The 12,702-nt window shown below is 56.1% G+C and carries 10 protein-coding genes; all 10 read left to right on the top strand.

Going from position 1 to position 12,702, the window contains the following annotated elements; all coding sequences use genetic code 11:
* The 10 genes from EXZ61_RS02105 to EXZ61_RS22475 all read left to right on the top strand — a co-directional run bounded on the left by EXZ61_RS02105 (nucleotide 1) and on the right by EXZ61_RS22475 (nucleotide 12,669).
* Nucleotides 1-753, top strand: coding sequence for an AzlC family ABC transporter permease (locus EXZ61_RS02105; RefSeq protein WP_142808556.1), 753 nt, complete (start codon nucleotides 1-3; stop codon nucleotides 751-753).
* Nucleotides 750-1,118 (top strand): AzlD domain-containing protein, encoded by a 369-nt coding sequence (locus EXZ61_RS02100; RefSeq protein ID WP_142808554.1) that lies wholly within the window; start codon nucleotides 750-752, stop codon nucleotides 1,116-1,118. The genes EXZ61_RS02105 and EXZ61_RS02100 overlap by 4 nt, the downstream gene beginning before the upstream one ends.
* Nucleotides 1,119-1,247: 129 nt before the next feature.
* Nucleotides 1,248-2,441, top strand: a complete 1,194-nt coding sequence (locus tag EXZ61_RS02095) for a phosphoglycerate kinase (RefSeq protein ID WP_142808552.1) — start codon at nucleotides 1,248-1,250, stop codon at nucleotides 2,439-2,441.
* Between the two features lie 234 nt (nucleotides 2,442-2,675).
* On the top strand, nucleotides 2,676-3,356 hold the full coding sequence (locus tag EXZ61_RS02090; protein WP_142808550.1) for a hypothetical protein: 681 nt from the start codon (nucleotides 2,676-2,678) through the stop codon (nucleotides 3,354-3,356).
* A gap of 10 nt (nucleotides 3,357-3,366) precedes the next feature.
* Nucleotides 3,367-3,732 (top strand): response regulator, encoded by a 366-nt coding sequence (locus EXZ61_RS02085; protein WP_142808548.1) that lies wholly within the window; start codon nucleotides 3,367-3,369, stop codon nucleotides 3,730-3,732.
* A gap of 90 nt (nucleotides 3,733-3,822) precedes the next feature.
* Complete coding sequence (locus EXZ61_RS02080) at nucleotides 3,823-4,131, top strand: STAS domain-containing protein (protein WP_142808546.1); 309 nt, start codon at nucleotides 3,823-3,825, stop codon at nucleotides 4,129-4,131.
* The gene (locus EXZ61_RS02075; protein WP_142808544.1) at nucleotides 4,128-6,338 is read left to right on the top strand and encodes a chemotaxis protein CheA; all 2,211 of its coding nucleotides are present in this window, start codon (nucleotides 4,128-4,130) and stop codon (nucleotides 6,336-6,338) included. The genes EXZ61_RS02080 and EXZ61_RS02075 overlap by 4 nt, the downstream gene beginning before the upstream one ends.
* Nucleotides 6,339-6,393: 55 nt before the next feature.
* On the top strand, nucleotides 6,394-8,964 hold the full coding sequence (locus EXZ61_RS02070) for a methyl-accepting chemotaxis protein (RefSeq protein ID WP_142808542.1): 2,571 nt from the start codon (nucleotides 6,394-6,396) through the stop codon (nucleotides 8,962-8,964).
* Nucleotides 8,965-8,978: 14 nt separating this feature from the next.
* Nucleotides 8,979-9,497 carry a chemotaxis protein CheW gene (locus EXZ61_RS02065; protein ID WP_201799107.1) on the top strand — a complete coding sequence of 173 codons (519 nt, stop codon included), beginning with the start codon at nucleotides 8,979-8,981 and terminating at the stop codon, nucleotides 9,495-9,497.
* Between the two features lie 100 nt (nucleotides 9,498-9,597).
* Nucleotides 9,598-12,669: a methyl-accepting chemotaxis protein gene (locus EXZ61_RS22475; protein ID WP_142808540.1), complete on the top strand. Its 3,072-nt coding sequence runs from the start codon at nucleotides 9,598-9,600 to the stop codon at nucleotides 12,667-12,669.
* Nucleotides 12,670-12,702 lie beyond the last annotated feature (33 nt).

The raw sequence follows: 12,702 nt of genomic DNA, 5'->3' as shown, positions 1-12,702 counted from the left end.
ATGTTCTTTCAAGCCCGTAACTACCGCCACCCCGCCTTCAAACGCGGCTTCCTAGACATGCTGAGCGTGGCTCCCGGCATTGCCGCATGGGGGCTTATGACCGGCGTTGCCATGGTGAAGTCCGGCATGAGCACGGCAGAAGCCTTGTTGATGGCGCTCATCGTGTTCGCAGGTAGTTCACAGCTTGCGGCCATTCCTTTGCTTCTGGCGGGGGCGCCCATGTGGGTGGTCTTGGCTACCGCGTTTTGCGTCAACCTGCGCTTCGTGGTGTTCAGTGCCCACATGCGTCCCTACATGATGCACCTGCCCTTGTGGCAACGACTGGTCAATGGCTACCTCACCGGGGATTTGACCTATGTTCTTTTTGTAAAACACTTTCCATCGCCCGCTAGCACACCGGCGCAACAAGCGGAGCAAATGGCCTACTTGGCAGGCAACGGCGGCATCAATTGGTTGAGTTGGACGTCGTTTAGCGTGTTGGGCGTCGTACTGGCCAATTTCATTCCGGCAACGTGGGGCCTAGGGTTTGCGGGCATCTTGGCCTTGGTTGGAATGCTGTGCTCTCTGGCGTCTAACCGCATGCGTTGGATCTCAGCAGGGGCGGCAGCCGTTGTGGGGGTGGCGGCCTACGGCCTACCGCTCAAACTCAACATCTTGTTAGCCATTGCCGTCGCAGTGGCCCTATGCCTCAAACTGGAGCCGCCTGCATTGGTAACTCCACTCTCAGGTCCCGCCAAGAAAGAAACCCCATGAACTGGGACGCTTTCTTCACAGGTACCACCGATGGCTGGACACTGCTCACTACGGTGGGCATGGCGTGCGTCACCGTGATTGCACGGTCTTTTTTCTTTATTTCCGAGAAAGACTGGGCCTTGCCACCATGGGCGCAACGCGGACTGCAATATGCCCCCATTGCCGCTTTGGCTGCCGTTGTGGCTCCTGAGCTCGTCATGAGCCAAGGTGCCCTCATTCACAACGTCCAAGACGCACGCCTCTATGCTGCAGCTGCAGGTATTGCCTATTTCTTTTGGCGCAAAGGCACTGGTCAAGCCGTTTTGGGCACCATCGTCTCGGGCATGCTGGTCTACCTACCACTGCATATAGGCCTAGGCTGGTAGTTACGTTGCAGACTCGTTGCGCGAGCGCAAAAACCCGCCGCTAGGCACTTCTACAATTCGCTTGGTAACGGTAACTCCCACGCGCAATGCGCGGGCCCTACGCTTTCATCCAACCTGAGGTTTCTTTCCATGAATGTGATTCGATTTGCAGACCTGTGCGCCCAAGGCAAAGTCGCTGGCAAGCGCGTGTTTATCCGTGCCGACCTGAATGTCCCCCAAGATGACACGGGCGCTATCACCGAAGACACCCGTATTCGTGCCAGCGTGCCATGCATCCAAATGGCCCTAGACGCCGGCGCTGCTGTAATGGTGACATCGCACCTTGGCCGCCCCACGGAAGGGGACTTTAAGCCTGAAGACTCCTTGAAGCCAGTTGCCCAACGCATGGGCGAATTGATGGGCCGAGACATCCCCGTACTCGCGACCTGGGTCGACGGCGTAACGGTGGTACCCGGCCAGTTGGTCATGTTGGAAAACTGCCGCGTCAACAAAGGCGAGAAGAAGAACGACGAGGCTTTGGCCAAAAAAATGGCCGCACTCTGCGACATTTTTGTGCACGATGCCTTTGGAACGGCCCACCGCGCCGAAGGAAGCACCTACGGTATTGCGCAGTTTGCACCGATTGCCTGCGCTGGCCCCTTGTTGGCCGCCGAGATGGATGCCATTACCGCTGCTCTGCTTGCACCCAAGCGCCCACTGGTCGCCATTGTGGCGGGGTCCAAGGTTTCCACCAAGCTCACCATTTTGAAGAGTTTGTCAGCGAACGTGGACCAGCTCATCGTGGGTGGCGGCATTGCCAACACCTTCATGTTGGCAGCCGGACTCAAGATCGGCAAGAGCTTGGCTGAGCCTGACTTGCTGGCAGAGGCTGCCGCCGTGATTGAAGCCATGAAGGCGCGTGGTGCCGCAGTTCCCATTCCCACGGACGTCGTCACTGCCAAGTCATTTTCGGCAGACGCGCTCGCCACGGTGAAAGCAGCGACCGATGTGGCAGACGACGACTTGATCTTGGACATTGGGCCGCAAACCGCACAAGCCCTCGCCACACAGCTCAAGTCGGCAGGAACCATTGTGTGGAATGGTCCGGTGGGAGTGTTCGAGTTTCCCGCATTTGAGAACGGAACCAAAACTATCGCCCATGCCATTGCCGAGTCCAGCGCGTTCAGCATCGCGGGTGGTGGCGACACATTGGCCGCCATTGCTAAATACGGAATTGAGGGGCAAGTCAGCTATATCTCTACAGGAGGCGGTGCATTTTTGGAAGTGCTAGAGGGGAAAACCCTGCCTGCCTTCGAGATCTTGAGCCGCAGAGCACAAGGCTAACCGCTACATATTTCATAGCCCTCCGCGCTGATTGGACGAGCGCTGTTGGCTAATTGATACCCAGACTCAAAGAGGCACCTCACGCAATGTGAGGTGCCAAGATGCCTCCAGTATTCCAAATTGCGAAAACTTGAGTAAGGGTTTTCCCTAGCTATCCTTGCCTAGGCTTGGCTGCGATATTGCACCAAGGATACGTTTTGCTTGCTAATAAACGGACGCTCTCACGAGTCTGATATGCCACAAAACCAGGGAACAACCGCTACACCCGTACCCCAAGTAGGTACCAGCACCACCCTAGCGCCAAATCTGGCTGCATTGTGCGCGGGGGTGCTGCCCGTATGGGCACGGCACATCGCCACTTCGCGGGCCCAGTCTGAGGTAGCCGTCACGCAGATGCTGAAAGCGTTCGCCGACATAAGCCCCCACATCGGTGCGGCAGAGCGGCAGTCGGTACAAATCACCGAGGCCCTAAGCACCTCGGACGACGGCATCACGGGATTGGTCTGCGCGTGTGAGCGCACCTTGGCACCTGTATTGCAAAACACCACACTCCCTCCAGAAGCCAGCGCTGCGATCGAAAAGGTCTTGGACATGGTGCGCAGCGCCGTAAGCGCCCTAGAAGGCATTGCCAAACCCTTCGCCCATGAAACCCAAATGGTGGCAGAACATGTAGACCGCATGTACATGGGCTTTCAATACCAAGACCGCATCAGCCAAATGATGGCCTTGCTAGAGGGGGACATCGTCCGCCTGCAAGACGCCTGCACGGGCAAAGCTCCTGACACATTGAACCTTGAGGCATGGCTTGCACGGCTCGAGTCGCTGTACGCGATGTCAGAACAACGCCAAGACCACCTTGGTGCAAGCAACCCATCCACCGACTCCACAGAAACCGGCGAGCCCACTTTTTTTTAACGAGGTAGAAATGGCAAAGACGATCCTAATCATCGACGACTCCGCAAGCCTGCGCCAAGTCGTCAAAATGGCGCTTACCGGCGCTGGTTACAACGTCATTGAGGCGGGTGATGGCCAAGCGGCCCTTGCCTTACTGGATGGACGCCAAATCAACATGGCCGTGTGCGACGTCAATATGCCCAACATGAATGGCATTGAATTCGTCAAGGCTGCGAAGCAAGTAGCAGCCTACAAGTTCATGCCCATCCTCATGCTGACTACCGAAAGTCAGGAAGACAAAAAAATGCAGGGTAAAGAGGCTGGTGCCAAGGCATGGATGGTCAAACCTTTCTCTCCTACCCAATTGGTGGCAGCGGTTTCCAAACTTTGCGTTTAGACATGCATAGCTAAGCGGGAGGTGCCCCTTCCCACGCCAGCTAGCAACCATACGGGGCCTATTCTTCATTGCCGATGTCAGGGGAGTTCTATGAGCGACAGGTTTGAGTTACCTTCCGAGTTGAATATCTACCACGCGCTTGAGGCCCGGGATGCCTTGCTTGCCTGGGTATCAGAACGTAGCGTCCACGGCGCAGACTACCTTCAAATTTCTGCGCGGCACGTCGAAGAAGTCGATGGAGCGGGCTTGCAACTCCTTGCGTCTTTATCCAACACGGAACACAGTTGGCGGCTCGTGGAGACCAGCGAAGCATTCACAGAGGCGTGCAAGACCATGGGCTTTGCTCACTGGATTGACAGCCGCTACCTAAGCACCAGCCCTGCAGGAGCACGCACATGAGCTACAGCAACGACGCCGACCAAGACTTCATTGCGCAAGCGATGCCTGCGTTCATCAGCGAGGCCGCTGAACAAATTGAGGCGATTGAGACCCTGTTGTTGGAGCTGGAGGAACAACCCGACAACCGGGAGCTTTTGGACTCCTTGTTTCGCTGCGCACACACGGTGAAGGGTTCCGCGGGTATTTTTGGTCTCAACCGTGTCGTGGAGTTCACCCACCATGTAGAGACCTTGTTGGACAAAATGCGTGACGGTGACATTGCACTGACACCCGCTATCAGTACCTTGCTTTTGCAGTGCAACGACCAAATCAAGTTCTTAGTGGATACCGCAGCTGACGCCAATGCAGACACGCCTGACGAGATCGATCGGCGCGCCGACCTAGTCATGCATCTCAAAGCGCTGACCGAGGGCGGCAGCCCCGCCGTTGCCGCACCTGCGCCCATAAGCGCCCCCGCAGCACAGCAACAGTCCAGTGGTGTATGGAAAATTTCAGCACAGTTTGGTGCCGACACCTTTCGCAACGGCATGGACCCCTTGTCCATCGCACGCTACCTGGGGACTTTAGGCACAGTAACCGCGGTGCGCTGTGGCAGTGAGACCGTGCCTGCTTTGGTCAACATCAACCCAGAAAGCTGCTACCTGAGCTTTGCCATGGAGTTGGAAAGCGCGGCCAGCCGTGAGGACATCGAAGGTGCCTTCAGTTTTGTGATCGATGACTGCCAGTTCGAAGTCGTGGCCCCAGAAACCCCAGACCAGAAACTCGCCCGCGCCATTGAGAATCTGCCAGAAACACCCCGACTCGGCGAGATGCTGGTGCAAGTCGGCGCCGTGTCGCAAGACAAACTGGACCAAGTGCTGTCCACCCAGGCCAAGACCCCAGGTATGCCCGCCGTTGGCAAGGCAAAAATTGGGGACTTGCTAGAGGCACAAGCGGGCGTTGCTGCAGAAGTTGTAGAAGCCGCACTCGGCAAGCAGCAAAAAATCCGTGAAAACACGGCACCGACCGAAGATCGCTACATTCGGGTACAGGCCGATCGCTTAGACGCGGTCATCAACTTACTAGGAGAACTGGTCATAGCGGGAGCTGGTGCCACCCTATTGGCTCGCGAGTCACGCAATGTGACGCTGATTGAAGCCAACTTGCACATGAACAGCCTGATTGAAGAGATTCGTAACGGCACACTCGGCTTACGCATGGTCCCGGTTGGAGAAACCTTTAGCCGCTTCCGCCGGGTCGTGCGTGACACCGCTTCCAGCTTGGGCAAGGAAGTGAACTTTGAGATCGTGGGTGGCGACGCCGAACTCGACAAGTCCATGGTCGAGAAAATTGCCGACCCACTCATGCACCTGGTACGCAACTCGCTGGACCACGGCCTGGAGCCTCCGCAAGAACGCGTGGCAGCGGGCAAAACGCCTGCGGGCAAACTGGTGCTCAGCGCCCAGCACGAAACTGGCGCCATTCTGATTCGTATTGAAGACGACGGTCGCGGCATCAACCGTGAACGAGTTCTGCAGCGTGCCTGGAACCGCGGATTGGTGGAACCCGGCGTGGTACCTAGCGACGACGCTATCAATATGTTGATTTTTGAGCCTGGTTTTTCCACGGCAGAGCAAGTTACCAATCTGTCTGGCCGTGGCGTAGGGATGGACGTGGTACGGCGCAATATCGAGGCCTTGCGCGGCACACTCAAACTCACCAGTGACCCGGGCCGTGGCTTGCAAGTTGACATACGGCTGCCACTCACCTTGGCCATTATTGATGGTTTCTTGGTGGGCGTAGGCCGCTCTAAATTTGTTTTGCCACTTGAAGCAGTCGTTGAAGTCATTGAAGCAGGCGGTAACTTGGTGAAAGTCGACAGCTCGGGACGCCACTGCTTGGAACTTCGGGGTGCGGTGCTCCCTGTGGTACGCATCAAGAGTCTCTATTCCGTTGAATCCAGCCATACCGACCGGGTCAGCGTTGTGGTGGTCAATTCCACAAGAGGCAAGTTCGGCATTGAAGTTGAAGTGCTACTGGGCCAACAGCAAACCGTGATCAAGCCTTTAGGTCGACTGTTCAAAACTTTGCGAGGTATTTCTGGCTCCAGCATCCTGGGCAGTGGTGAAGTAGCGTTGATTCTGGACACCAACTCTCTGGGCGACTTGGTGACCAGTGAACCCACCACGACCAGCGCCAACGGACTGGCCAACGAGGTGGTCCGCTAACAGCGGCAGTGGCGCCAAGCGACCCCGCTTAGCCGACCACGCAATAGGAGAACGTATGAAGGCAATGCGCCTCAAAACTCGACTCTACGCCACGGTGTTGGGTGGGCTAGGCATTTTGCTGATGGTGGGTGGCATGGGCGTTGTGAATACGCTCAAACAAGCCGATTACTCTGAGCAGGCTGCGACTGTCACCCGTGCCGTGCGTGCACAAATGCAGTCGGACATGATGCACGATGCCATCCGTGGCGACGTACTCAATGCCTTGCGTTTCTCGGCGACCTCCTCTACCGATGCAACCGAACGAAGGGCCATTGCCGCCGAGCTCGACGAGCACATCAAAGAGTTTGAAGGGCAGCTTAAGGAACTCGAGACGCTAGGCTTTGCAGACGTAAATGTCCAGTTATCCACACTCACAAAGGAGGTGCAAAGCTACAGTGCCTCCGCGCGTGGCATCGTCACCGCTGCGTTAGACAAACCCAAAGCGGGCCAGGACGCCTGGCCCAAGTTTTCCCAAGAGTTCTCACAGCTTGAGGACAGCATGGGAAAGTTCGGGGACAGCATTGAAGCCATGGCAAAACGTGTCCACGAGGAGTCCAGTGATTACGGTCACCAAGGCTTGGGCTGGATGTGGGGCCTAATTGCACTAGGCTGCTTTATCTTGCTGCTGGCAGGCTACAAGTTAGTAGACAGCGTCTTTCGTCAGTTGGGGGGCGATCCGCAGGACGCTTTGCTTGCAGCGCAGGCAGTGACGGCCGGAGACTTCACCACGGCCATACCGGTTCAGGCAGGAGACCACGTAAGCTTGCTCGCATCCATGCGTGCACTGAGTCAACGCGTCTCCACCGTGATTGCACGCATCCAACAACTCGCCGATGCACAGCACGAGGGCAAACTCGACGCCCGCATTGACACCAGCGATTTACCGGGTGAGTTTGCGGTATTGGGCAACAAAATCAATGCACTGACCTTGGCGCAAGTGGCGGAGCTGCAAGAGATTACAGGCTTGGTCAACGCCTACAGCAAGGGCGACTTTTCAACACAACTCGCACCACAACCTGGCGACAAAGCCCAGTTCAACCAACAGATGGATGCTGTGCGCGACTCACTCGCCAATAGCGTACGCGAAGCAGCGGAAAACCTGCGCATCCGCAATGCGTTGGACAACAGTTCCACCCAAGTGATGATTGCCAATGCTGCCGATGAAATAATCTATGTGAACCAGTCCCTCAGCAAAATGATGCTGCATAGAGAGTCCATCTTGCGCCAAAGTCTGCCCCAGTTTGACGCGCGCAAGCTTGTGGGCCAGAGCATGGATGTATTCCATACGAACCCCTCACACCAACGCACTTTGTTGGCCAGCTTCACAGAAACGCACCGCACACAGATTGCCATAGAAGGTCTTACGTTTCAGTTGTCCATTAGCCCCATATTCAAAGAACGCGGTGAGCGGGTAGGCACCGTGGTGGAGTGGCTAGATCGCACGGTGGAAGTAGCCACTGAGCGCGAGGTGGGAGATATCGTCCAAGGTGCAAGCCGGGGTGATTTCACACAGCGCCTGGACCTGCTAGGCAAGACCGGTTTTTTCGCCAATTTGTGCGCTGGAATGAATACGCTCTTGACCACCAGTGAACAAGGTCTGAGCGAAGTGGCCACTGTACTCACCGCTTTTGCTCAGGGCGACCTCACTCAACGCATGAACGGCGACTACGAGGGACTCTTCGGCAAGGTCCAAAGCAGTGCCAACGCAACTGCGCAAAACCTTGCCCGGGTCATGCAAGAAGTGCAGTCCACCGCAGCTTCACTCACAGGTGCTGCTGAGCAAGTTAACGCTACAGCCCAGTCTTTGTCTCATGCCGCAAACCAACAGGCGGGCAGCGTAGAGCAAGTCACCACCAGCATTGACAGCATGACGACCTCCATCAACCAAAACAGCGACAACGCCAAGGTGACAGACTGTATGGCGGCCAAGACCAGCAAAGAGGCCTTGGACGGTGGGGAAGCCGTCAACCTCACGGTCAAAGCCATGCGACAGATTGCCACCAAGATTGGCATCATTGACGACATCGCGTACCAAACCAATTTGCTTGCGCTTAACGCCGCGATTGAGGCGGCCCGCGCAGGAGAACACGGCAAAGGTTTTGCCGTGGTTGCGGCGGAAGTTCGCAAACTTGCAGAACGCAGCCAAGAAGCCGCAAAAGAAATCGGGGACCTTGCGAGCAACAGCGTGTCAACGGCAGAACGGGCAGGCACCCTGCTTGATCAGATTGTTCCCAGCATTCAAAAGACGAGTGAATTGGTCCAAGAGATCGCCGCTGCAAGCACAGAACAAAGCGACTCTGTCGTGCAGATAGGTGATGCGATGGGGCAGCTCTCAAAGGCCACACAAAAAAATGCGGCTGCCTCAGAAGAACTGGCTGCTACCAGCGAAGAGCTATCCAGCCAAGCGCAGCAACTGCAGCACAGCATTAAGTTTTTCACCATTGCAGCCATTGCGAGACCTGTGGCCCACCAGCCCGCAGGATCTGCGCAGGAGAGACGACAAGCGGCGCCGCGCTTAGGCGGCATATCGCCCGTACAGACCGCGCCAGTGCGTGGTGCAAGCAGGACCAATTTCAAGCTCTACTAGGGATAGGCAACACTATGAACACCGCAGAAACCGAGGTAATGACGACCAACGCGCTTGAGGGTCCATCGAAACAGTATTTGACGTTTGCGCTGGAGGAAGAGACCTTTGCAATGGACATTCGCAGCGTGCGCGAAATCATTCAGCATGCGTCCATGACGGTGGTTCCTTTAATGCCCAATTTCGTTCGCGGTGTCATTAATTTGCGGGGCGCCGTAGTCCCTGTGATTGACCTGCGCGCCCGTTTTGGCTGGCCAGCGGCCCGCGTCGGAAAAAAAACCTGCATCGTCATCTTTGACGCCACTAGCAACCACGAAAAAATGGAACTCGGCCTCATGGTAGACGCGGTGAGCGAGGTGATCGACATCGCCGACTCCAACATTGAAACTCCGCCTCAGTTTGGCACCGCCATTCGGCGGGACTTCATACAAGGCATGGGCAAAGTGGGCGGGGCCTTCATCATTGTTTTAGAGCCGTCGCGCGCCTTGAACATCGACGACATGGCAGCTTTGGTGGAGCAAGCGCAAGCGACCTAAGCAGTGCCGTTGAGACCAGCGGTGTCACCTGCTGGAGGGTTTGGGATTGAGGGCTTGGTTTTCTAGTTATGTTTTCAATAAATTGACAGGGAGTGTCACCATGCGTTTAAGCAATTTCAAGATAGGCTACCGACTTACGCTCATGCTAGTGGTCATACTGGCTTTGATGGTCGGCGTTGGCAGCTTGGGGGTATCAGAAGTACGTAAGAGCCATCAGTCCATGGTCTCGTTGAATGTGGACCGGGTGCAGCCCCTCGCCCAGTTGAGCGCCGTCATGGAGCGGTCTATTGAGAGCCAGCTTGCCGCGTCACGCGCCTTAGAGCAAGCGACACCTGAGGCTTTTGGTGAGGCGCTCAAAACGATTGCGACAGGCAATGAAGTGATCAGTAGTGAGTGGAAGGCGTATGCATCCACTCTCATGACAGACGAAGAGAATCGGCTCATCAAAGAGTACTTGGCTGCGCGCGAGATTTACCTCAACAGTACCTTTAACCCTTTGGTCGAGGCGATTCGCGCCAATGATTTGGCCAAAGGCAAAGAAATTGACAGCCGGATGGGCCAAGCTTGGCTCGCAGTGGACACGCCCTTGAGTGCACTGCTCAAGCTACAAGTCGACGTTGCTATGCAAACCGTTAACGAGCAGGATCAAAGGATCAGCAGCACTTTGACAATGATTTGGGGACTGATCGGCCTCGCTTGTGTGCTGGCCGCGGCCCTCGGTTTTATCCTCATACGAGGCATCACCGTCCCCTTGTCCCGCGCAGTTGAGGTTGCACGCTCCATGGCAGCTGGTAACTACAACGATGCAATCGGAGTCCCCACCCAAGACGAAACCGGCGTCCTTCTGAAAGCTATGGGAGAAACGCAGATCGCATTGCGTGCTGCTGCCGCCGCCGCCGCATTCAACCAACGTATCCGTACTGCTTTGGAATCCGTATCCAGTAGCGTGATGATTGCGGATGCGCAGCACGACATTATTTTTATCAATAAGTCGGTGCAAACGATGTTTGGCGCAGCAGAAAATGACATGCGCAAAGACTTGCCCAACTTCAACGTGAGTACGCTGCTGGGCAGCAACATTGATATCTTCCACAAGAACCCGGGCCACCAACGCGAGATGTTGGCTCGCATGCGAGACACCGTAACTACCCAGACCATAGTGGGGGGACGTATTTTCAGCATGGTGATTACCCCGGTCTTTGGCGACAAGAGCGAACGTGTGGGTACCGTGGTGGAGTGGAAAGACCGCACTGAAGAGATGACCGCGCGTGAAGCCGAACTTACGCTGATGGGTGAAAACACCCGCATTCGCAATGCGTTAGAGAAGTGTTCTACCAACGTCATGATCGCGGACGCAAACAACCACATCATCTTTATGAATGACGCGATCGTTCAAATGATGCAGCGCAACGAGGCTGAGCTACGCAAAACCCTCCCGCAGTTTGACCTCCGCAAGCTGTTGGGCGAAAGCATTGATGTTTTCCACAAGAACCCTGCCCACCAACGCAATATGCTGGCGGCTCTCTCCACGACTTACAACACGCAGATCAAGATCGGGGGCCTCACCTTTAGTCTGTCGGCCAACCCAGTCATCGACCCCAAAGGCAAACGCTTAGGCACTGTCGTTGAGTGGAAAGACATGACCGCAGAACTGGCCGCGCGCGAAGTCGAGCTGACGCAAATGCGTGAGAACACCCGCATTCGCAATGCCTTGGACAAGTGCTCGACCAATGTCATGATCGCAAACGCCAGCAACCACATTGTCTATATGAATGAGGCCGCTCACCAACTCATGCAGCGCAATGAAGCGGAGTTACGCAAGGCACTGCCTCAGTTCGATGCGCGAAAACTCATGGATGCGAATATTGATGTATTCCATAAGAATCCGGCGCATCAACGGGGTCTATTGGCTGCCTTAGCCACCGCCTACAAAACCCAAATCAAAGTGGGAGACTTGTATTTCGGACTGGCAGCAAATCCGGTCGTCGACGCCGACGGAACCCGCGTAGGTACCGTGGTGGAGTGGACTGACCGTACCGCCGAAGTCGGTATGGAGACTGCACTTGCCTCCATTGTGAAGGCGGCTTCAGAAGGAGACTTTACCCAACGATTGGCAGAAACCGGGCAACCAGGCTTCTTTGGCACATTGTCAATTGGCATGAACCAGCTCTTGGACACCAGTGAAAAAGGCCTCTCGGACGTAGCCCATGTACTTGCTGCCTTCGCAGATGGCGACTTGACGCAGCGCATTGAGCGCGACTACCTTGGCCTATTTGGCAAAGTGAAAGACAGCGTCAACACCACCGCAGACAACCTGAGCCGCGTGATGGTTGAAGTGCGTGGTGCCGCCGATGCTCTGACTGGCGCCGCCAACCAAGTGAGCTCGACGGCACAGTCACTGTCCCAAGCCGCTAGCGAACAAGCCGCCAATGTGGAGGAGACAACGGCTTCGATCGACGTAATGTCAGCGTCCATTAGTCAAAACAGTGACAACGCCAAAGTGACGGATGGCATGGCCATGAAGACGAGCAAAGAAGCGGTGGACGGTGGCGAAGCCGTGAGCCAGACGGTGTTCGCTATGAAGCAGATAGCTGCCAAGATTGGTATCGTGGACGATATTGCCTACCAGACCAACCTTTTGGCTCTGAACGCTGCGATAGAGGCCGCCCGCGCCGGAGAGCACGGCAAAGGATTTGCCGTGGTTGCAGCCGAGGTACGTAAGTTGGCAGAGCGCAGCCAAGAGGCCGCCAAGGAAATAGGCGACTTGGCGGGCAGCAGTGTGTCCACCGCCGAACGTGCGGGCAAATTGCTGGACGAAATTGTCCCCAGCATCCAACGTACCAGTGAGCTCGTCCAAGAGATAGCGGCCGCCAGTGCAGAGCAAAGCGAATCCGTTTCCCAAATCGGCGGCGCCATGGGGCAGCTCTCCAAAGCCACGCAGCAAAATGCATCGGCCTCCGAAGAGTTGGCAGCAACCAGTGAAGAGTTGTCCAGCCAAGCCGAGCAATTGCAGCAGAGTGTTTCATTCTTCAAGGTGGACAACGAAAGCCCCCGCGTACGTAGCCGAGCCGAGCCTGTCTCGCAAGAGAGGCGCGGTGCCCCTCCCCGCTTAGGCGCGCCACTAGGTGCAGGCGCTGTACGCGGTGGGAGTGGAAATTTCAAACCGTATTGAACCGCTAGGCCCCAAACACTTAGCCAACTACTT

This window comes from Rhodoferax aquaticus (genome assembly GCF_006974105.1).
Lineage (GTDB): Bacteria > Pseudomonadota > Gammaproteobacteria > Burkholderiales > Burkholderiaceae_C > Allorhodoferax > Allorhodoferax aquaticus_A.
The sequence above is the reverse complement of the archived record's forward strand: the minus strand, read 5'-3'. Positions and strand labels throughout refer to the sequence as shown.